This is a genomic window from Methylotenera oryzisoli, assembly GCF_004661485.1.
GTDB classification, from domain to species: domain Bacteria; phylum Pseudomonadota; class Gammaproteobacteria; order Burkholderiales; family Methylophilaceae; genus Methylotenera; species Methylotenera oryzisoli.
On the sequence record NZ_PQVH01000012.1, the window covers coordinates 31,023 to 54,093 of the forward strand.

Annotated in this window: 17 protein-coding genes; 6 read left to right on the forward strand and 11 right to left on the reverse strand. The window is 45.3% G+C overall.

Going from position 1 to position 23,071, the window contains the following annotated elements; genetic code table 11:
• Positions 1–26: 26 nt before the first annotated feature.
• The 5 genes from C3Y98_RS09385 (at position 27) to C3Y98_RS09405 (ending at position 3,924) form a co-directional block, all read left to right on the forward strand.
• Positions 27–1,532: a DEAD/DEAH box helicase gene (locus tag C3Y98_RS09385; RefSeq protein WP_135278340.1), complete on the forward strand. Its 1,506-nt coding sequence runs from the start codon at positions 27–29 to the stop codon at positions 1,530–1,532.
• Positions 1,533–1,552: 20 nt separating this feature from the next.
• Positions 1,553–2,014, forward strand: a complete 462-nt coding sequence (locus C3Y98_RS09390) for a YaiI/YqxD family protein (RefSeq protein ID WP_135278341.1) — start codon at positions 1,553–1,555, stop codon at positions 2,012–2,014.
• Positions 2,015–2,105: 91 nt separating this feature from the next.
• Positions 2,106–2,585 carry an FKBP-type peptidyl-prolyl cis-trans isomerase gene (locus C3Y98_RS09395; protein WP_135278342.1) on the forward strand — a complete coding sequence of 160 codons (480 nt, stop codon included), beginning with the start codon at positions 2,106–2,108 and terminating at the stop codon, positions 2,583–2,585.
• Positions 2,586–2,640: 55 nt separating this feature from the next.
• On the forward strand, positions 2,641–3,141 hold the full coding sequence (locus C3Y98_RS09400) for a hypothetical protein (RefSeq protein ID WP_245234363.1): 501 nt from the start codon (positions 2,641–2,643) through the stop codon (positions 3,139–3,141).
• A gap of 168 nt (positions 3,142–3,309) precedes the next feature.
• The gene (locus C3Y98_RS09405; protein ID WP_135278344.1) at positions 3,310–3,924 is read left to right on the forward strand and encodes a DUF4202 domain-containing protein; all 615 of its coding nucleotides are present in this window, start codon (positions 3,310–3,312) and stop codon (positions 3,922–3,924) included.
• Positions 3,925–4,046: 122 nt separating this feature from the next.
• On the opposite strand, the gene C3Y98_RS09410 is transcribed toward C3Y98_RS09405, so the two are convergent.
• The 11 genes from C3Y98_RS09410 to mutS form a co-directional block, all read right to left on the reverse strand.
• Complete coding sequence (locus tag C3Y98_RS09410; RefSeq protein ID WP_135278345.1) at positions 4,047–6,764, reverse strand: nitrate reductase; 2,718 nt, start codon at positions 6,762–6,764, stop codon at positions 4,047–4,049.
• A gap of 5 nt (positions 6,765–6,769) precedes the next feature.
• Positions 6,770–7,084 carry a nitrite reductase small subunit NirD gene (gene nirD / locus C3Y98_RS09415; protein ID WP_135278346.1) on the reverse strand — a complete coding sequence of 105 codons (315 nt, stop codon included), beginning with the start codon at positions 7,082–7,084 and terminating at the stop codon, positions 6,770–6,772.
• 28 nt (positions 7,085–7,112) lie between these two features.
• Complete coding sequence (locus C3Y98_RS09420; protein WP_135278347.1) at positions 7,113–8,807, reverse strand: bifunctional protein-serine/threonine kinase/phosphatase; 1,695 nt, start codon at positions 8,805–8,807, stop codon at positions 7,113–7,115.
• Positions 8,808–8,879: 72 nt separating this feature from the next.
• A complete protein-coding gene (locus C3Y98_RS09425; protein ID WP_135278348.1) occupies positions 8,880–10,085 on the reverse strand; it encodes a nitrate/nitrite transporter in 1,206 nt (401 codons plus the stop codon).
• Between the two features lie 30 nt (positions 10,086–10,115).
• Complete coding sequence (nirB, locus tag C3Y98_RS09430) at positions 10,116–12,545, reverse strand: nitrite reductase large subunit NirB (RefSeq protein ID WP_135278349.1); 2,430 nt, start codon at positions 12,543–12,545, stop codon at positions 10,116–10,118.
• Between the two features lie 237 nt (positions 12,546–12,782).
• Positions 12,783–14,228, reverse strand: a complete 1,446-nt coding sequence (locus C3Y98_RS09435) for an alginate export family protein (protein WP_135278350.1) — start codon at positions 14,226–14,228, stop codon at positions 12,783–12,785.
• 55 nt (positions 14,229–14,283) lie between these two features.
• Positions 14,284–15,087, reverse strand: a complete 804-nt coding sequence (locus tag C3Y98_RS09440; protein WP_135278351.1) for an ABC transporter ATP-binding protein — start codon at positions 15,085–15,087, stop codon at positions 14,284–14,286.
• Between the two features lie 30 nt (positions 15,088–15,117).
• Complete coding sequence (gene ntrB, locus C3Y98_RS09445) at positions 15,118–15,960, reverse strand: nitrate ABC transporter permease (RefSeq protein ID WP_135278352.1); 843 nt, start codon at positions 15,958–15,960, stop codon at positions 15,118–15,120.
• 45 nt (positions 15,961–16,005) lie between these two features.
• Entirely contained in the window at positions 16,006–17,310 is a 1,305-nt protein-coding gene (locus C3Y98_RS09450) for a CmpA/NrtA family ABC transporter substrate-binding protein (RefSeq protein WP_135278353.1), read from the reverse strand.
• A gap of 245 nt (positions 17,311–17,555) precedes the next feature.
• The gene (locus C3Y98_RS09455; RefSeq protein ID WP_245234355.1) at positions 17,556–18,119 is read right to left on the reverse strand and encodes an ANTAR domain-containing response regulator; all 564 of its coding nucleotides are present in this window, start codon (positions 18,117–18,119) and stop codon (positions 17,556–17,558) included.
• Positions 18,120–18,402: 283 nt separating this feature from the next.
• On the reverse strand, positions 18,403–21,030 hold the full coding sequence (gene mutS / locus C3Y98_RS09460) for a DNA mismatch repair protein MutS (protein WP_135278355.1): 2,628 nt from the start codon (positions 21,028–21,030) through the stop codon (positions 18,403–18,405).
• A gap of 209 nt (positions 21,031–21,239) precedes the next feature.
• Here mutS and C3Y98_RS09465 point away from each other — a divergent pair, with 209 nt between their 5' ends.
• The gene (locus C3Y98_RS09465) at positions 21,240–23,063 is read left to right on the forward strand and encodes a GGDEF domain-containing protein (RefSeq protein ID WP_135278356.1); all 1,824 of its coding nucleotides are present in this window, start codon (positions 21,240–21,242) and stop codon (positions 23,061–23,063) included.
• The last annotated feature ends 8 nt before the right edge of the window (positions 23,064–23,071 follow it).

A 23,071-nucleotide genomic window follows, 5' to 3' on the forward strand; every position in this document is an offset into this window, starting at 1 on the left:
TAAAATTCCAAGCTGAGGCTATCACTTTGACTATTGAAACAACAAACACACTTACATTTAACACACTAGGTTTATCTGATCCTATATTACGCGCTATTCATGATGCTGGATACACAGCACCTACCCCGATTCAGGCAAGTGCCATTCCACTCGTATTAACTGGTGGTGACTTATTAGCTGGCGCACAAACCGGCACGGGTAAAACCGCAGGCTTCACTCTGCCAATCTTGCACTTGCTCAGCCAAAAGCCGCTCACAGAAGCTGCTAAAAGCCGCCCACGCTGCTTAATGCTATCACCTACACGTGAACTTGCCGCACAAATTGAGGAGTCAGTAAAAGTGTATGGCAAATACCTGCCATTGACCTCTACCGTGATTTTTGGCGGCGTTAATGCAAACCCACAAATTGCACGCATGAAAAAACCACTCGATATTTTAGTGGCGACCCCAGGCCGTCTGCTGGACCATGCGAATCAAAAAAATGTGGATCTGTCTGGTATTGAGATTTTAGTATTAGATGAAGCCGACCGCATGCTGGACATGGGCTTTATTCGCGATATTAAAAAAATACTGGCTATGTTACCTAAGCAACGCCAAAACCTACTATTTTCAGCCACCTTCTCAGAAGAAATTAAAGCATTGGCAGACGGCTTATTGCACAACCCGGGCTTTGTTGAAGTGGCGCGCCGCAATACCGCCTCTGAATTGGTGGAACAAACTGTACACATGGTGCCACAAGCACATAAGCGTGATTTAGTGACGCATCTGATTAAACATCACGACTGGAAGCAAGTGTTAGTATTCACTCGCACCAAGCACGGCGCTAACCGCTTAGCTGAAAAACTAATTAAAGACGACATTCAGGCTGCAGCGATTCATGGTAACAAGAGCCAAGGCGCTCGCACCAAAGCGCTTGCACAATTTAAAGACGGCACGATGCGTGTGCTAGTAGCAACCGATATTGCAGCACGCGGTTTAGATATTGACCAATTGCCACAAGTGGTAAACTTTGAATTACCAAATGTACCGGAAGACTATGTACACCGTATTGGCCGTACAGGCCGTGCTGGCAGCAGCGGTGCAGCAGTTTCTTTGGTCGATAGAGAAGAAATTAAACTATTAAAAGACATTGAAAAACTCATCAAGCGCGAAATCCCAAGAGTGAGCGTGGAAGGATTTACGCCAGCGGCTAATCCTGAGCCAGAGGCACCACGTGCCCCACGCCCGCAACAAGGCCAACGTCGTAAACCACAGGAAAACGGCAGACAAGCTGCACCACAAAAAAACGGCTCCATAGCACAGGGCCAACAAGCTAAACGTACGCCAACAGCACCAGCGCAGCCTCGTTCACAAAAGCCAATGTCTGAGGCAGCTAGACATCAAGCCATGCCGCAAGCTGCAATCTTTGCGCCGCAGCCAACTAATAATGGTAATCGTGGTAATAGCAACCGTAGTCATGCACCGCGTGGCCAGCAAAATAGAGGCACGGCAAACTCAGGCAGCCAGCACAGATCCGGTGGCAGAGCTCGCTAAAGCAAGCCAATATATAAACGATGAAGATTTGGGTAGATGCCGATGCCTGCCCAGTTGTGATTAAAGAAATTCTATTTAGAGCAGCTGAGCGCACCAAAATTACGACAACACTCGTCGCTAATCAGTTTTTACGCACACCGCCTTCTGCCTATATTAAAACCATACAAGTACCCAGTGGTTTTGATGTAGCAGACAATCACATTGTGCTCGCGCTAACAGCGGGAGATTTAGTGATTACGGCGGACATTCCACTTGCAGCACAAGTTGTGGAAAAAGGCGCTTATGCCCTAAATCCACGCGGCGAGCTCTATACCGAGGCCAACATTAAAGAGCGCTTAAGCATGCGCAACTTAATGGAAGAGCTACGTAGTAATGGTGTAGAAATCAGCGGGCAAGCTGCTTTCAACCAAGGTGACAGACAAGCGTTTGCTGCATCCCTAGATAGACTCATCGCTAAACACCTGAAGAACGTACAAACCTGAAAATAAATATTGCTTGTATTTAAGCAATTTCAAAAATTTAGATTAAAATTTCAACATTATTTTTTAAAAAACCTAGGTAGAGGATTTCACCATGCAAATTGCAATGAACACTGTTGTCACAATGACTTACGAACTTAAAGATGCTGATGGCAACGTGCTTGAATCTAGCAATGATCCAGTAGCATACCTACATGGTGGTTATGACAATATTTTCCCAAAAGTTGAAGAAGCAATGCACGGCAAAAACATCGGTGATGTAGTGACCGTGGATTTGCAACCAGTAGATGCTTTTGGTGAATATGATGAAGAGCTAGTGCAAATTGAACCAGCAAGTGCTTTCCCAGCTGCAGAATTAAAAGTAGGCATGCAATTTGAAGGTGAAGATGAAACTGGCGACGTTGTGCTATACACCGTAACCGAAATTGCTGACGGCAAAGTGATTGTTGATGGCAACCATCCATGGGCTGGTGAGCGCGTTGTGTTCACAGCAACTATTACAGACGTACGCAGTGCAAACAAAGAAGAAGTTGCACATCAGCATGTACACGGTGCAGGCGGTCACCACCATTAATCATTAGCCACTAGAAATTATCTAGCGCAGATTAATGCAGCCGCTTTTGCTTAACATGATAGCCTGTGCATTGCTATGTAATGCACAGGCTGCATTTAGTGCAACGATGTATCGTTGTGGTAATAGCTTTCAGGATACGCCGTGCGTTAACCATAGCTACAGCAAAACCTTGAACACTGCAGCCAAACCAGCTAATGGCAGTGAAGCAACGAAAGACCTATCCCCCTATGTTGTGGATGCAGGCTGCAAACAACGTGGTGATGCTGCAAAAAAAATCATGTGGCAGCGTCAGGTAGGCAAAACAAAAGAAGAGCAATTAGAAGCCGCGCAAGATACGCAAACACATGCACTAGTCAGCGAAGTTTATCAACATCGCGGCACTATTTTAGAAGTCAGAAACAGCATCGAACAAGCCTGTATGCAGCAAAAAGAGCAAGACCAGCTTGCCGAGCAACTATTATTAGCGGCAAAGAAGCTGAAGCAACGTAATGGTTCACCAGCCTCAGCTGGCCCATCTGGCGCTGCGTCTGAACAGACCACCTCCAACAAACCCTAAAAACAACTGACTCAAATCAAACCGCGCATTTACCAACTAACTTGCGCCCAAACTAAATACCAGCATTTGGCCCAGGCCTTGAAACTAGCACTCGCTGAACACGCCGATAGCAAGCTAAGTTAGATGCTTTTAAAGATACATTAACGTGACAAGGAAGCGCATTAGCACATGAATATCTCAGATCAATCAAAGTTTGACCAAGCCATCGCACGCTTTGATGCATTTAATGCCCTAGACCCAAACTTTGAAGAGGTAGCAGGAGAAAGTCAGCCTAAGGAGTTGCTTTATGCACGCCGTATGACGGAGATGCTTAAACGCTACAGCGCAGGAGCATCCGAGGCATTATTACTCGCAGCAAGGTGCCAGCATATTGGCCGCTGGAAAACGCCACGCAGTGACTATCCGATGACCAAGCCAGGATACCACCAATGGCGCAATGCCCTGAAGTCATTTCATGCAGATACCGCACGCAGCATTCTGAATGAACTTGCCTATGATGTGGCAGTGATTGACCATGTGTGTGCATTAGTCAAAAAGGAGCTACCAAGATCCAACCCGGAAGCACAAACCCTTGAAGACGTAATCGTATTAGTATTTCTTGAGCATTATCTTGCACAGTTTGTTGCAACGCACAGCGACTATGAGCAATCAAAATTTGTAGATATTTTAGTCAAATCTCTGATGAAAACCTCGAAAGAGGCACATCAATTTATTTTGTCGATGACCACATTGCCAGCTGCACTCGCCCCATTGGTAAAACAATTAGTAACAGAGCGCTTTTAGCTAGAGCAGGCAATGCTCTCAGGCATTGCCACGACACAATAAAAAAGCGCACTACATAGTAGTGCGCTTTTTTTCTATCTTGAGCGCTTAAAAACTAGTTCAACGTAGGGCAAAACTTACCCTTAATGCTTAGCGTGTATGCGCACCAACTGTTTTAACTCTGGCACACATGAACCACACTGTGTACCGCATTTGAGCTTGTTCTGCAATGTCAGCAAATCTGCACCCAATTGAATATTGTCGATAATTTCGTTCTCTGCAACATCTAGGCAGTTACATACGATTTTACCACGGCTACGCTGACCAGCCGGTGGCGCACTCAATGGTGCCAATGCCCAGCGACGTAACTCAGGGCTAAACTCTCCAGTCCCCATCACATCTTTAAGCCAAGCTGTGGCTAGCGTTTCGCCCACTAACCTGACCCCAGTCACTTCCGCTTTATTCTCCAGATTAGTTTCCACTAAGATACGCTTACTAATACCGCGTTTAGCATCCAGATAGTTAAGTAATGGTGCGTCACCTGTCATGCCCAACAGCGCATCTATATCTTGAATCACTTGTTCATCAGGGGCTTCTGTGTGTGCAGCCCTTAGGATAAGCATGCCACAATGGGTTTCGGTCTCGCGGCCAAACAGCCCGCAGCTGGCATATTCAAAATGCGACAAGAAGCTTCTTATTTGCTGCATCACATCCAAGCTATGGATAGTGCGCATTACCGTCATACGCCAAGGCAGCTCAAGTTTCTCAAGCTTAATCGCAGTGTGCTTAAGTTCCGGCTGCTTAGAAGTTTTGTCATAGTTTGGCGGCATTAATGCATTCACACCTAAACCGTGCATAGACTGACTACCCCAATGCATCGGGATAAAGGTCTGAGATGGTTTCACCTCGTCTGACAGTTGAGCCGGCAAGACTAAACTACCGCGTTTATTGCTGACTCTGACAATATCTCCGTTTTTAATAGAGCGTCGCATCATGTCGTCAGCACTCATCTGAATCACTGGCTCTTCCGCATGGTTAAAGAGCTGGGCAACATTACCAGTGCGGCTCATGCCATGCCATTGGTCACGCAGACGCCCTGTGAGCAAATGTAATGGGTAGCGCGCATCTGTTTTATCGGCAGTGCCTTTATATACTGCATTTACAAACTGCGCTTTACCATCGGGCTTTTGAAACACGCCATCGGCATACAGGCGTGCTTTACCTGTAACATCACCCTCTTTAAATGGCCATTGCTGCGGACCTTGCTCGTTGAGCAATGCATAACTCAAGCCGGTAATATCCAGATCACGCCCGCGTGTGGTTTCGCGGTGCTCATTAAAGATTTGCTCAGTGGTAGTATAAGGAAATAGTGCACTGTTTTTTGCGAGTCTTCGCTCCAGACGCTGCGCAAAATCCACCACGATTTCCCAATCATGGCGCGCTTCTGCTGGGATGGCAACCGCTGGATTCACTCGTGTGATACGGCGTTCAGAGTTTGTGACCGAACCCTCTTTTTCACCCCAGGTGCTTGCTGGTAGCAGTACATCGGCATATTGACCAGTTTCAGTATTATTGAATGCATCTTGCACCACCACGAACTCAGCAGTATCTAATGCTTCCAGTACGCTATTCAGATCCGGCATGGAGTGCGCAGGGTTAGTACAAGCAATCCAGATAGCTTTAATACTGCCCTCTTTGACTGCATCAAACATTTCAATGGCAGACTTACCGGGTGCTTCTGGCACACTTTCCACCCCCCACAATTTAGCTACTTCAGCGCGATGCTCTGCATTGGCTAAATCACGGTGGCCTGATAGCAGCGTAGCCATACCGCCCACCTCACGTCCGCCCATGGCATTAGGCTGACCAGTTAAGGAAAACGGTCCAGCACCAGGCTTACCAATTTGTCCTGTAGCCAAATGTAAGTTGATAAGCGCTGCATTCTTCTCGGTGCCGTGGATAGACTGGTTTAAGCCCATGCAATACATAGAAAGGCTTGGGCCTTTACCAAACCACTTGGCCGCAGTGATGATATCTGCTTCTTTAATACCGCAAATATCCGCCACCATTTTAGGTGTGTATTCGCGTACGGTTTCTTTTAGCTCGGCAAAACCATTGGTATAAGCCTCGATATAAGCATGATCCAGCATGCCTTCCCACAACATGACATGCAACATGCCATTAAATAGCGCAACATCAGTACCCGGTAAAATAGCCAAATGTAAATCGGCAGCCTTAGCTGTGTCAGTTTGGCGTGGATCAACCACCACTATTTTTAAATTAGGATTTTTTTCTTTCGCCGCTTCAATACGGCGATAAATAATCGGATGCGCAAATGCAGTATTTGAGCCTGCAATCAGTAAGCATTCCGTATGATCAATATCCTCATAGCAGGCTGGTGGCGCATCTGCACCTAAAGTCACTTTATAACCAGCGACAGCGGATGACATGCATAAGCGCGAATTAGTATCTACGTTATTAGTACCAATCAAGCCCTTAGCCAGTTTGTTAAATACGTAATAATCTTCAGTGAGTAATTGCCCGGAAAGATAAAAAGCAACGCTATCAGGACCATGTGTTTCTATTGTTCTCGCAAACTTCTCAACCGCTAGGTCGAGCGACTCATCCCATGTCGCACGCTTGCGTGGTAAATCGCGATTGGTGCGCAGCTCAGGGTAAAGCACGCGATTATCCAGCTTGGCTGAAAGGTGCAGCGTCGAACCTTTGGTACACAAACGCCCAAAGTTTGCCGGATGCTGCGGATCACCTTTAACATCGATAATTTTGTCGTTTTCAGAATGAATAATCACCCCGCAGCCAACGCCGCAGTAACAACAAGTACTTTTAGTTTGCTTAATCAAATCAATTACTCTTTTAATTCTAAATAAACTACGCCATCTTCAATCTTAGTATTAAAACATGCAGTCTCGCCTACATCTGGTTCATCCGCTTTACCATCCACCAGGCTGATTTTCCAGCTATGTAATGGGCAGGCAATTCTGTCACCGTACACAATACCTTCTGACAATGGGCCACCTTTGTGTGGGCAGCTATTGTTCACAGCGTAGATACGGTCATCTTCTAAACGAAACACGCCGATATCAACCTCTTTGCTACGCACAACACGTGCGCCTAATTTAGGGATTTCTTCAAGAGGTGCAACTCTTACCCAATTACTCATTTTAGTCCTACCTTTATATCAAGTTAAATCATGAAACAGCTAATAAATAAATCAATAAAAAATTGAGGATTAGCGAAAATATCGCTATCCATTGCCATTTAACCAGCCTAGCCCGTGCAATCAATGGTGTACGGGTTGGCGGCAATATTGGCTTTAACTCACCATGCTCCAATGCCAGCAACATTTCTTCAGCAGTTTCAAAGCGCTGTTTAGGGTCTGTTGCAATTGCTTTTAAAACAATGTTCTCTAACCAGTACGGAATATCTGGACGGTATCTGGTTGGGGCCGTTGGGCTGCCAAATTTTGGATTCTGAAAAGGCTCTATTTCACCATGCGGATACTTACGCGTCAGTAAATGATACAACGTAACGCCTGCCGCATAAATATCACTCTGCGGCGTTGCCACTTCACCTGCAAATAATTCTGGCGCCATATAACTAGGTGTGCCCGGGTTTTGTACTACATCCGACTTAGTGGTCTGCATGCTTAAAGCAACCCCTAAATCTAAAATACGCAGCCGCTGGTCACTACCTTGATGCACATTAGCAGGTTTAATGTCTCGGTGCACAATATTTAAACGATGCAACGCGCCAATACCACGCATCATATCCACACCTACTTTACCGATACCGGCCACCGTAAAATGATGCCCGCTATCTAAACGCTGTTGCAACGTTGAGCCTTCATGCCAGCTCATTACGTAGTAAAGCTTGCTACGCTTTTCTACAGAAACCGGGAACACTTGCGGTACATATTGGGAAACAACACGCTTAGCCAGCCACTCTTCATTCAACAGGCCATTACAGCTCTCGGTATCTGTCGCCAGTGCTGGCTGCAAGGTTTTCAGCACAAAAAACTGTTTGGTCGCCGTGTGCCTGACTTTATACAGCAGACTGGCACGCGACTCGTACATGACCTCAAGCACTTCAAAATCATCAATCAGGTCACCCACATTGAGCTTATCTGGCACAGTGAGATGTCTACCACCGGCTAATAATTCAAGCAAAGTGTCTTCACCCAAGGCGGTCACGCGTAATGCTACTGCGGTAGAGTTATCTTGACTGCCTTTTTCAATGGCCGCTTTCGTTAGATGATCGCACATCATCTGCGGGTTGTTGTATAGGCCTAACACTTTATGGATGGTTTGCTCACCAACGCTATCCCACACACCATCGCTCATTAAAGCAAACACATCGCCTTCTTGCAGAGCACCTTCAGAAAAATCAACCTCAAGATGCCGATCCAGCCCAACTGCGCGCTTTAATACATGGCGCATATCAGGCCTATCCCACACATGATCGGTAGTCAGTAGCTTTAATGCGCCATTACGTAATAGGTAGATACGTGTATCACCAACATGCGCAGCGTAGTAGCGCTGACCGCGCAACACGAGCAAAGACAAGGTGGTCGCCATGCCAGCCATAGCACTGTTGGCATTAGCCTGTGCAATTAGCCAGCGGTTAGCGGCGCCCAACACTTTATCTAAAGAAGTAAAAGGCTCCCAGGTATCCGGCGTGGCGTAGTAATCTGTAGTGACTGTACGTACCGTCATCTCAGAGGCTTCACCACCACCAGCATTGCCACTTACGCCATCGGCGATGGCGAAAAGTGCACCCTTCACACTTAATTGCTCACCTGATGGCGTTACCACTCCAACATAATCTTCATTACGTGTTCTAGGCCCAGTTAGGCTAGACTGACCAACAGTGAATTTAAGTGACATATTTTACTTTGCTACTAAGCTTGATGCCTTGGGTTATACCTTACTTTAGCGTTTATAGCTTACTTTGCCAGCTTATACCTTAGCAGTTGTTGCTGCGCCCCAAGTTGTACGCCAGCGTGTTTTAACACCGGTTAAGCCCAATACCGCTAAAGCAGCCAGCCCTGCAAAAATCAATATACCTACTTGATAATTACCAGTTGCTTGCTTAATGAAGCCTAAACTTGAAGCGAGGTAGAAACCACCTACGCCACCTGCCATACCGACCAAGCCAGTCATCACACCAATTTCTTTACGGAAACGTTGTGGCACTAACTGGAATACCGCACCATTACCCATCCCCAAGATTGCCATGGTTGGAATAATGACCATTAGCGCTGATTGATATGTTGGCTGACCGAAACTCATGATTACCAACAAAATTGCAGCTAGTATATACATGGTTAACAAAGTGCGGATACCACCAACGCGGTCAGCTAACCAGCCACCTAATGGACGCACAAGTGAACCTGCAAACACGCATGCAGCCGTACAGTAACCAGCAACTACTGGGCCTAATGCATACAAATCATTAAAGTAAATAGTTAATGATGAAGCTAAACCTACAAAACCACCAAAAGTAACGCTATAGAAGAACATGAACCACCAAGCGTCTTTGTCTTTAAGGATCAACAGGTATTGGCTTAATGATTTTGCAGGTGGTGCATCCGGTGCATCTTTAGCAAAAACGATATAAACAAACATAGCGATGCCTAATGGAATCAACACTAGGCCAAATACATTATTCCAGCCATAAGCAACTGCCAAGCTAGGCGCAAACAATGCCGCAAATACAGTACCTGAGTTACCAGCACCGGCAATCCCTAAGGCTGTGCCTTGATGCTCTGGCGGATACCAGCGGCTAGCCAAAGGCAAAGCCACTGCAAACGCTGCACCAGCAAAGCCTAAACCCAAGCCCAGCATTAACGCATGCTGAAATGTTTGTAAGCCGTGCAACCATGCAGCAAGCAAGCTTGCAATCACAATCACTTGGCCAATTAAACCTGCCATTTTAGGTTTAATTTGATCAACCAAAACACCCATCACAATACGCAACAGGGCGCCTGCCAGCACAGGTGTTGCCACCATCAGGCCTTTTTCAGCCGGAGTAAGCTGCAGGTCGGTCGCAATTTGCACTGCTAACGGGCCTAACATGACCCATACCATAAAGCTTAAATCAAAATATAAAAAGGATGATAGCAAGGTCGGGGTATGACCTGATTTCCAAAAACTAGACTTCATTATGTCGTTTCCTAATCTTTAAACAAAATATTACACAGTAATTGTTTCATATTCTTTATGTTGTTCACGGTTGTTCACGCGTTCAGCCCAAGGGTCAGATGCACCTTGCAGCGCATAAATCAAGCGTTCGTACGCAGCTTTACGACCTTCTGCGTCTTCTAGCACACGTTGTTTCACGTATTCTAGACCGACACGTTCAATCCAATGCACGGTACGATCCAAATAGCGCGCTTCTTCACGGTAAATCTGGATAAATGCGCCAGAGTACTCCATGACTTCTTCTGAAGTTTTCACTTTACACAAGAAGTGCGCAGCTTCGGTTTTAATACCGCCATTACCGCCTACGTAAATTTCCCAACCTGAATCTACACCGATAATACCAACGTCTTTAATGCCAGATTCAGCACAGTTACGTGGGCATCCTGAAACCGCAAACTTCACTTTATGTGGTGCCCACATATGGTCGAATGCTTTTTCGATATCAATGCCTAATTGGGTAGAGTTTTGTGTACCAAAACGACAGAACTCAGAACCAACACAGGTTTTAACCGTACGGATACTCTTACCGTAGGCATAACCTGATGGCATGTCTAAGTCTTTCCACATATCAACCAAGTCGTCTTTTTTCACGCCTAGCAAGTCAATACGTTGACCGCCGGTTACTTTCACCATAGGCACTGCGTACTTATCTGCAACATCCGCAATTTTTCTAAGTTGGTCTGGTGTGGTTACACCGCCGTACATACGTGGAATCACTGAATATGTACCATCTTTTTGGATGTTTGCATGTACACGCTCGTTGATGAAACGTGATTGTGGATCATCCTTCGCCTCGTGTGGCCATGTTGAAAGCAAGTAATAGTTAAGCGCTGGACGGCAAGTTGCACAGCCGTTTGGTGTAGACCAAGCCATGCCTTGCATTGCATCCGGGATGCTCAAGTATTTATGGGTACGGATTTCCGCACGCACTTCTTCGTGGTTCTTCGTGGTACATCCACACACTGCCTTGCTGGTTGATGGAGGGGCATACCCGCCACCTAAAGTAGAAGCAAGAATCTGCTCAACCAAGCCTACGCAAGAACCACAGCTAGAACCAGCTTTGGTTTGTTTTTTCACATCATCGATAGTGAATAAACCTTTGTCCTGAATTGCTTTAACGATGGTACCTTTACATACCCCGTTACAGCCGCACACTTCCATCTCGTTGGTCATGGCTGCTGCTTTGTCCTGGCCTTGATGACCAGTATTGCCAAGGCTATCTTGACCAAACATCAAATGGTCACGAATCTCATGGATTGCCTTGCCATCTCTAAGCATTTGAAAATACCACGAACCATCCGTGGTATCCCCATAAAGCACGCTACCAACGATTTTGTCATTTTTGATGATGAGCTTTTTGTAAACCCCACCAACTGCGTCGTGCAAAACAATCTCTTCCGTATCACTACCACCCATAAAGTCACCCGCACTGAATAAATCGATGCCTGTTACTTTAAGTTTAGTAGATGTTACTGATCCTTTATATTGGCCTATGCCAAAGTTAGCCAAGTGCGTTGCGCATACTTTAGCCATTTCAAATAATGGCGCGACCAGACCGTATGAAATACCGCGGTGCGCTACACACTCACCCACTGAATATACGCGTGGGTCATAAGTTTGCATGGTGTCATTAACCACAATACCTTTATTACAGTAAATGCCAGCTGATTCCGCTAATGCATAGTTAGGACGGATACCAACCGCCCAAACTACTAAGTCTGCCGGGATTTCTTGACCATCGCTGAATCTCACTGCCTTCACGCGGCCTTTGTCATCTCCAACTAACTGCTCTGTATTTTTATTCAACAAGAAATTCAAACCTTTAGCTTCAAGGTTTTTTTGTAGCATACCGCCCGCAGTTTTATCTAACTGACGCTCTAACAACCACTGATTCTTGTGTACAACTGTGACTTCCATGCCTTGAATTTTCAAGCCATTTGCAGCCTCTAAACCTAATAAACCACCACCGATCACCACTGCATGCTTGTAGACTTTAGCAGCCTCAATCATGTCATTGGTATCTTTAATATCGCGGTAGCCCAGCACGCCCTCAAACTCATTACCTGGGATTGGCGGCATAAACGGCTTAGAGCCTGTTGCAATTAATAGTCGATCATAGCTAGCGCTCACGCCATCTTCCGTATAAACCACACGGTTTTTACGATCAATCTTGTTCACCCGCGCACTCGTGTGCAGGGTGATATTGTTCTCTGCATACCATTCTCTGGTATTTAAAATGATGTCATCAATCGTTTGCTCGTTTGCAAGCACCGGAGACAACATAATGCGGTTGTAATTAGGGTAAGGTTCATCGCCAAACACGGTGATATCGTAAAGATCGGGCGCTATTTTCAGCAACTCTTCCACTGTACGCATCCCGGCCATACCGTTACCAATTACTACTAATTTCATCTTTTGCATGTTTTCACCATCAATTAATCTAAATTGTCACTCTGCTCACATATAGGCAGGATTCATGCCAAGTTTCATATTTTAGTAAAATAATTTTTATTATTAAAAACAATTACTTATTTTTTTGCGTTAATAACCACTTTTTAAAAGCAGGCTCTCTAACAGTGCTAATGCACCATTATGGGATTCCATAATGGTGCATGATATTTTACGCACTGATTCTAGGCAATATCACTTAATGCGATATTAAAATGTGTACATTGCAGTAACCCAAACGATTTCTTTATCACCTTTACGGGCAGCGCCTTTTAGGTTGTTACCGTATACATCACTTTCATTAAAGTTAGCATACTCAACCTTACCTAACAGATTGTTATTTAATGGATATGTTGCACTCACATCAAACTCTGTACCGTATTGGTCGCCAAATTTACCATTCATAGATTGATATTTTTCATCAGACTTGAACAAGTGATATTCAGCATAAAGTTTTACTTTATCAATGGCACCAGCAACGGTCACAAACGTATCTTCAATACCTTGACGTGGAGTCACTAAGAACTGATCAGCCCAACCTTGGAACAAATGGTTGGTGCCAAGTGGTGTTTGGAATGCGTATTTACCATCATTGCTAGAAAGCTTTTCATGATCCAAGCGCACTGACCATGCACCATATGCTGCACCACCGCCTAGTTTGAAATAATACGCATCAATTAATGAGCTACCACCACGGTAATCTGTTTGTTTTGCATACTCTGCTGTGTATAGCACTTTCCAGTCTGGGTTAATCGGACGCACACCATCTAAACGCAAACCGAAAGTTTTGCTGCTTGCGTCAGTTTTAGATGGTTGAAAGTTAGATCCACTCGCAGGGATATCCGCACTACCGCCCAAGCCGTTGCCACCTTGCGCTGCTGTACCTACTGAATTTGGATTACCGCCGTTTTGTGCCAAGTTTTCAACATCTACCAAGTAGCCATAACCTACTACTGATTCAGATGGTGAAATGCGATATTTCGCATTCAACACTTCAATATTGCCACGACGGTCTTTAGTGGTAATTTGACGCACGTTATCAAAGTGCGCGGCAAACAACTCTACATCTGGAATGCTTTTGTTTAATACAGAAGCACCATCAAACACTTGCATGTTTTGTCTAAAGCCAATGTCACCGATAAAACGCACGTTATCCAAGTTCAATTGTTGGCGACCTAAACGCACTTTAGTGTTTTTAATGCCAGTCCAATCCACAAAAAGCTGATTAATATCGGTAAAGCCAGGGTCTACAATGTTAGGGTACTGTGCCTTATCTGCACTTGCGCTGGCTGTGCCATTGTTATGCTCTGGCGTATTGTATCTGCGGTCGTTAAAGTTATCGTTAAACTCATGTACGTCTGTAATTTGCGCACCGATACTGAAGTTTTTATATGGTGCAGTTTGCCAGCCAATCAAGCTGCGTAATGTAAAAGCTTCGCCGGTGTCCAGCTTCTTACCATTGGCCTTAAATGCCTCTTGATTGACATTCTCGTAACGTAAACGAAAGTTAGTCATTTGCTTACCTTCTTTGATTGAATCCAAGAAGGTATATTCTGCAACCTCATCTTCTGCGAAAGCAGCTTGCCCCATACCAGCCAAAGCTAGCGCGGTGCAAGCCATGACCATATTTTTCTTAAATATTGCTTTAGTTTTCATGTTAATAATCCCTTTTAAATTAAAAAATTTAGTGTTGAGTGCTTGAATACTAGTTTTATGCTGATTTCTTAGCATGACGCTCATACAAAAATCGTAATACTTCACTGCGCAGGTGGTTATATTCTTTATCTTCTGCTAATGCCAAACGCGCTCTTGGACGTGGTAAATTAACCTCCAAAATTTCACCAATAGTAGCACTTGGACCGTTAGTCATCATCACCACGCGGTCTGACAACAGCACAGCTTCGTCTACATCATGCGTTACCATCACTGCAGTGCAGCCTGATTTCGCCATGATCTTCATCAGTTCATCTTGCAAGTTAGCACGGGTCAATGCATCCAGTGCGCCGAATGGCTCATCCAATAACAGCACCTTTGGTTCCATGGCTAAGGCACGTGCAATACCAACACGCTGCTTCATACCACCAGAAATTTCATTAGGGCGCTTGTCACTAGAATGTGTCAAACCAACCAGCTCAATCGCGGCATGAGTGCGCGCCTCAAGCTGTGCTTTAGTTTCGTTTTCAAATACACGCTCTACTGCAAGGTACACGTTCTCAAAACAAGTGAGCCATGGCAATAATGAATGATTTTGAAACACAACCGCACGCTCAGGACCTGGCCCTGCAATTTCACGGCCAGCGCAAAAGATCAAGCCATCTGTTGGGTGAAGCAAACCTGCTATTAAATTTAAAACCGTAGACTTACCACAGCCTGAGTGCCCAATGATTGAAATGAATTCGCCTTCTTTAATATTTAGATTAATACCCTTAAGTGCATTGAATGTGCCTTTTTTAGTGTTAAAAGTCATATTCACATGCTCTAACTGTACGTATTTATCGGTGTTTGCTTTTTCCATGATCATTCCTAAAGGATATATTTAAGTGCGTTACTCGTAACTAAATCTTTTGGCGATTTGTGTGAGTGCATACTCAAGTAACAAACCAACAATACCTACGATAAAAATTGCGATGATGATATGTTCCACATTTAAATTGTTCCACTCATCCCACACCCAGAAACCGATACCCACACCGCCCGTCAACATTTCAGCTGCCACAATCACTAACCATGCCACGCCGATAGATAAGCGCACACCTGTCATCATGTAAGGCAACACAAACGGGAACAGTATTTTGGTTACGATTTTCCACTCACTTAAGTTCAATACTTTGGCAACGTTCATATAGTCTTGTGGCACTTTATTCACGCCAACCGCCGTATTGATAATCATCGGCCATACTGCAGAAATAAAGATTACCCATATCGCCGCAGGGTTTGCTGCTTTAAACACCAGCAAGCCAATCGGCAACCATGCCAGCGGCGAGACTGGACGTAGCAAACTGATGACTGGTGCGGTCATTCTTGCAACAAACTCAAAACGACCGATGATAAAACCCAGTGGTATGCCAATGATTGCTGCCAGGCCAAACCCCAAACCAACGCGTTGCAATGACGCCAGGATATTCCAACCCACCCCTTTATCATTGATGCCATGGTCATAAAACGGATCACTAAACAACTCAACGGCAGAAGCCCAAGTTTTAATTGGTCCAGGCAACTCTGGTGTGTGTTCAGCAATCATGGCCCAAATAACAGCCAACAAGAACAAACCAAAGATAGGTGGCAATATCCATCTAAAAAAGCGATATGCCTGAACATTTAAACTACTTGAACTGCCGAAAGTGAAACATTTAGCAATAGGCATTAATTTATTTACAGTATTTGTCATTTCAATTCCTTAAGGCGCAACTCTATTGATGCTGTGTTTTATGGCTTACGCTTTAATCTTAAATGATGCAGCATAAGCAGCTGGGTTAGAGCCATCCCACACTACGCCATCCATTAACTTACTGCTGCGCATTGTGCTTTTAGGCACGCTGATACCCAATTGCGATGCAGCTTCAGTATAAAGTTTGGTTTGGTTAACTTTGGTAGCAACCGCTAAGTAGTCAGGGTCTGACTTGAGCAAGCCCCAACGTTTATGCTGTGTTAAGAACCACATACCATCAGACAAGAATGGATAGTTCACTTTGCCATCATCAAAGAACTTCATGTAGTTAGGATCTTTCCATACTTTACCGTTGCCATTGTCGTAGTCGCCTACAAAGCGGCCAGCAATCACTTGCTCTGGCGCATTCACATATGCCTTACCTGAAATCAACTTAGCAACTTTTGCACGATTCTCTGCAGCATCGATATAACGACAAGCTTCAAGAATTGCCATCATGATGGCGCGTGCTGTATTTGGGTTCTTCTCTACAAACTCTGCGGTAGCGCCCAAAACTTTTTCAGGGTGATCTACCCAAATATCTTGTGTAGTAGCAACAGTAAATCCAACTTTGTCGAAAATTGCCCTAGCGTTCCATGGCTCACCCACACAGTAACCATCCATGTTACCAATACGCATATTGGCAACCATTTGTGGTGGAGGCACTACGATATTTTTAACGTCTTTTACCGGATGAATGCCATTAGCAGCTAGCCAGTAGTTAAGCCACATTGCATGGGTACCAGTCGGGAAAGTTTGTGCGAAGGTATAGTCACGGTTTTCGTTATCAAGTAAACGTTTTAAGCTCTTACCATCTTTCACACCTTTGTCTTTAAGCTGGTTAGAAAGCGTAATACCTTGACCGTTATGGTTTAAGCCCATCAGCACTGTCATATCTTTTTGTTGGCCGCCGATACCAAGCTGAACACCGTACACCAAGCCATATAGAATGTGCGCTGCATGCAACTCACCATTAGCTACTTTATCGCGCACAGCAGCCCAAGACGCTTCTTTTGAAGGGGTAATTTTGATGCCGTATTTCTTATCAAAACCCATTTCCGCAGCTACGATAATCGGTGCGCAATCGGTAAGAGGAATAAAACCAATTTTCACCTCTTTGATTTCCGGTGCGTCAGAACCTGCTGCGTATGCCTGTGTACGGATGCCGTTTGGTACTAAACCCATCATTGCTGCTGCCCCTAATGCGCCAACTGCACTCATTTTAAAAAAGTCACGGCGTGCTGGATCAACCACCACATTTGGTTGCTGACCTAATTTTCCCGCCTTATTACTTGTATTGTCATTGCCCATCTTAGCTCTCCTAAAATAATCCAAACAATCTAAAAAATTTATAAAAAAAAGGCGTCTGATAAGTTGAACCAACTCATCAATAAAGAGTTGATTGCTTATCAAGACGCCTTTGTCTTGTATTACTTGATCTGAGCCTCCATTGGCTCGTATTTACTGCTAGAGCACTTGCGTAGACTGCCCATCATTGGGCGTTTATACGCAAGTACTGCTTAATTCTTAATACATAACTCTGCTTTTATATCCGGTTAAAGTAGCAACTCTGCCGCTTCAACAATTTGTGTCGCTAAAGATCCGATGCGCGTGTGCTTTTCCATCGCCATCTTTCTTAACATGCTATAAGCCTCGTTTTCATCCACGTTGCGCTGCTTCATGATTAAACCTTTTGCACGCTCAATTACTTTACGCTCGCTTAGCTTGGTGTTTGCCTCTTGCAAGGCAACACGTAAATTCTTAAATTCTTCAAACCTGGCCACCGCTGCATCAATCACAGGCTGCAAGCGCTCATTGGGTAAAGCACCTACTACATAAGCACATACACCTGCCTGCGTTGCCAATTTAATCTGTTCTTTATTACCATCATGGGTAAACATCATCACAGGGCGAGGATCATTCATCGTCATCACACAAATATTTTCCAATGTGTCACGACTTGGCGAGTCCGTATCAATCACCACAACGTCCGGCTGGAGCTTGCTGCATGCGTCATTCAAATTGATGGTATCTCTCAGATGCGCGATTACATCGTAGCCACTATCAATCAAAGATTGCTTAAGTGGCTTAATGCGCTCCAAATTATTATCAACTATCATTACTTTTAACATAGCGGCTTAAGACTCTATCAGTTGAGCTAATATAAGCAATAGCTGTGCCAACTATGCCAAACAATTATAAATGCTTGTTTTTAATAGAATCTACTGTTTTAGGTGCGCTAGGAAACAACTTAAAAATTAGGAGTTCGCACAAATAAAGTGCGTATGCACGCGCTTGTACCAAGATGAAGCACTATTGATGACTAGTGCCACCATCATGGTGTACACATACATTTGCGCTCCAAGATGCAGGTGAATAAGACTAGGAAAGCAAACGTACGCTTTAAGCTTGAATGGTGGCTTCTTTTAGACGATACAGCATATCTAACGCCTGCTTAGGCGTGAGATCGTCAACTTGCAGCGACTCCAATTCTGCCAATACTGGGTGTAATGGCGCATCTGCCGCTTGCTCATTCACCATAAACATATCAACCTGCGGCACGGCAGATGCATCTTGATTGGCTACTTGATTGAGCTCTAACTGAGCAAGCTTTCTTTTTGCTGCACTAATAACGGGCTTAGGGATGCCCGCCAACTGGGCAACTTGCAAACCATAGCTTTGGTTGGCAGCACCCTCCTCTACCTTATGCATAAATACAATGGTGTTGCCATGTTCAACTGCATCCAAGTGCACGTTGGCGGCATATTTAAACTCATCCACAATCCGCGTCAGCTCGAAATAATGCGTAGCAAATAAAGTATAGGCGCGGTTTTTCTCTAACAACTGCTTAGCAACTGCCCAAGCCAAACTCAAACCATCAAATGTAGAGGTACCACGGCCAATTTCATCCAGCAACACCAAACTCTTATCAGTGGCGTTATGGAGGATGTTGGCAGTTTCTGTCATCTCCACCATAAAAGTGGAGCGCCCGCCCGCCAAGTCGTCCGATGCCCCAATTCGCGTCATGATGCGGTCGATTTCACCAATCTTCACGCTCGTCGCCGGCACATAGCAGCCACAATACGCTAATAACACAATCAATGCGGTTTGCCGCATAAAAGTAGATTTACCACCCATATTCGGACCGGTAATTAACAGCAGTTGGCGGTAAGGGTTAAGCACAACATCATTGGCGATAAACGGCTGGCCTGATGCCTGCAAAGAAATCTGCTCAACTACAGGATGACGGCCGTTCACCACCTCTAATCCAGCTTCTGTGGTGAACATAGGCGCCACATAATTTAAGCTGATGGCTCGCTCGGTAAAGCAGCACAACACATCTAGCGCCGCTACTGCACCCGCATTAGTTTGTAATGCTGCGATATATTGCCCAAGCTCAGCTAGCACTTGCTCATACAGCATTTTTTCACGTGCCAATGCACGGTCATTCGCGCTCAGCACTTTATCTTCAAACGCTTTCAGTTCAGGCGTGATAAAGCGCTCTACATTTTTCAGGGTCTGGCGACGCCTGTATTCTGCGGGGGCAGACTCAGCCTGTGCGCGGCTCATTTCAATATAGAAGCCATGCACACTGTTATATTCCACTTTCAGGTTGGCAATGCCTGTACGTTCTTTTTCTGCGGCCTCAAAGCTCAGTAAAAACTGACCATGATTGGTTTGTATCGCTCGTAGTTCATCCAGCTCTGCATCATAACCATCTGCAATCACACCGCCTTCACGCAGCACCACACTAGGCTCCGCTTTAATGGCAGTGATTAATAAGCTCAGCACCGCTGCTGGCGGAATTAAATTAACCGCCAAGGTTTGCAGCAAGCTAGCCGACTGTGGCTCAAGCTGTGCTTGTAATAAAGGTAATTGCTGCAAACTCACAGCCAATCCAGATAAATCTCTAGGGCGTGCCGTTTTAAGTGCAACGCGCGCAGTGATACGCTCAATATCCGCGACTGATTTTAATGTCTGCCTCAGACTTAAAAATTGGTTGGTTTGTGTGAGGTCAGCAATCGCCTCATGTCGCTTCATTACCAGGTTACGGTCTTGCAAAGGGTGGTGCAGCCAATGACGCAATAAGCGCGCGCCCATCGCCGTCTGCGTAGTATTCAATAAAGAATACAAAGTGGGGCTTGCCTCGCCGCGCAAGGTCATATCAATTTCCAGATTACGTCTGGTTGCCGCATCCAGCTGCAAGTAAGCACTAGTAGTTTCTACACTCAAGGCATTAATATGGGGCAAAGTGGTGCGTTGCGTATGCTTCACGTAGTCTAGCAAAGCACCCGCGGCACAAATAGCGGGCAGCATATCTGCGCAGCCAAAGCCATTCAGGTCATAAGTATTAAACTGCTTAGTCAGGGTAGAAAACGCACTATCAAAATCAAACTGCCACGTACTCAAGCGCCGCTTAGCCACTTTACTTGCACTCAATGCATGATGCTGAAAATCATCGGCAAGCAGCATTTCGCTGGGGGCAATCCGCTCAATCTCCTGCGCTAATAAACCGACTGCAATTTCGCTCAGAATAAAGCTACCGGAGGCTAGATTTAATCGTGCCAAGCCGACAACGCCATCCGCCTGAAAAATACTGAGCAATTGATTATCACGAGACTCATCTAACAGTGCGGCATCGGTAAGCGTGCCGGGGGTAAGAATCCGCGCTACTTCACGCGCCACAGGGCCCTTGGTAGTTGCCGGATCCCCCACTTGCTCACAAATAGCAACTGCCTCGCCCATTTTGGCAAGCTTGGCTAAATATTGCTCGGCTGCATGATACGGCACGCCAGCCATTTTAATCGGCTGCCCGTTACTGCTACCACGATGCGTTAAGGTAATGCCCAGCAATCGCGAGGCTTTTTCGGCATCTTCAAAAAACAGCTCGTAAAAGTCGCCCATGCGATAGAACAGCAACATATCAGGATGTTGTGCCTTTAAGCCGAGATACTGGCGCATCATGGGAGTGTGGCTCTCTAAGTTTGGCACTGAAGCGTTAGCAGCCTGCGGAAGTGGTGCAATAGTCATTCAACAATTCACAGATTTTAAGTAAGTTAGATTTTAACCTATCACACGTAAATGACAGCATTAAACTCATGGTGAATCTAGGTGATTAATGTATATCGCATTAAAAAACCGACACCAAGACCAATTATTAAATGTCACCAAACTGTCACGCGCATGTCACATTGGCGCGTCAATATTGCTACCCATGATAAGACGATCCAGAGGTCTAAATGAGTACAGTGAGTAATCCGGCATGGATGACGGAACTCGGCCCATGCGCCAATGAAGCTGCTTGCTTGCATCTACACGACATTATTCAAAATAGGCAGCTCACTGCTGTTTTTCAGCCAATACTTAATATGCAGCAAGGCAAGTTTATTGGTTACGAAGGCCTAATCCGCGGGCCAATCAACAGCACGTTACACTCCCCCATGGCTTTGTTTGCAATGGCCAGAAGTTGTGGCTTGGTGACAGAGTTGGAATATCTTTGTCGCCAGACGGTGCTGGAATCATTTGCTAGGCAAAACCTGCCGGGCAAGATATTTCTTAACATTAGCCCGGATATCTTATTACAAAAATACTCAAAATCTGGTGAAACTCTGAAATATATGGAGGCATTAGGCCTAAAGCCTAGCCAGGTCATCATTGAGTTAACAGAAAACGCACAAACGCTGGATTACCAATTGATGCGTGATGCCACGCATCACTATCGGAACATGGGATTTGAAATCGCCATCGACGATCTGGGCGAAGGTTTTTCCGGGCTGCGCTTATGGTCAGAAATCCGCCCTGACTACGTCAAGATTGATAAGCACTTCACACAGAACATTCACCTAGACCCGGTAAAACTACAGTTTGCACGCTCTATTCAGGAAATCGCCGAGAAATCAGGCGCCCAAGTAATTGCGGAAGGGATTGAAACCCATGAGCAACTGATGGCAATCCGCGACTTAGGTATTGCCTATAGTCAGGGCTACCATATTGCCAGACCACACCCAACACCTATACGAGAAGCATCATCTGACATTAAAAACTCTTTAGTCAGATTCGAATTTGAGCGTGAAAACCTACTACAAAATCGCGCAACTGTTGAAAAACTACTGAAATATTCTGCCCCAGTCAGCCCGACTTGCCTGAACGAAGATGTATTTAAAATGTTCGATGAGAATCAGGAGATTTACTCCATCCCCGTCGTACTGGATGGTCGACCGATTGGTCTGATTAATCGTAGCATCATGATTAACGATTACGCGCGCCCTTTCCGCAGAGAACTTTATGGGCAGCGCCCATGCGAAATGATGACAGACAAGTCTGCATTAATTGTAGACAAAGACACTAGCCTCAAAAAATTAAGCGATTTAATCCTGCAAAGTAAACCACACCACCTATCTGCCGGCTTTATTGTCACTGACAATGGCCAGTACGCGGGCATGGCAAGTGGGCATGACTTACTCAGGCTTATCACCAAAATGCAGATAGATACTGCACGCTACGCTAACCCGCTTACTTTACTGCCGGGCAACGTACCGATTAGCGAACAAATTGATAGCTTGTTGCAATCAGGCACACAGTTTGTGGCCTGCTACTGCGATCTTGATTACTTCAAACCATATAACGATGTATATGGCTACAAAAAAGGCGATGAAGTAATCCAGAGAACCGGCCAGGTGCTAGCAGATGCCTGCGGTCCTTACGACTTTGTCGGCCATATCGGCGGTGACGACTTTATCATCCTGTTTCAGAGTAAAAACTGGGAAAGTCGCTGCCATACGCTGTTATCCCAGATTGCTAAAGTGTCTCCTATGTTTTACTCGGATGCTGATCAAAAAAGCGGCGGCATCATCACGCAAGACCGTCAAGGTGAGCAACGCTTTCATCCCTTTGTCAGCCTATCGATTGGCGCCTTAATTGTAAATTCCGCGCTCTACCACTCACATCACGAGGTTTCCACCGCGTGTGTCAACGCCAAAAAGCAAGCCAAGGAAATTGCAGGCAATAGCCTGTTTATAGAACGCCGCAGCCCTCACGAATCCGTTATAGAAATGGCAGCGTGATTAGCAAC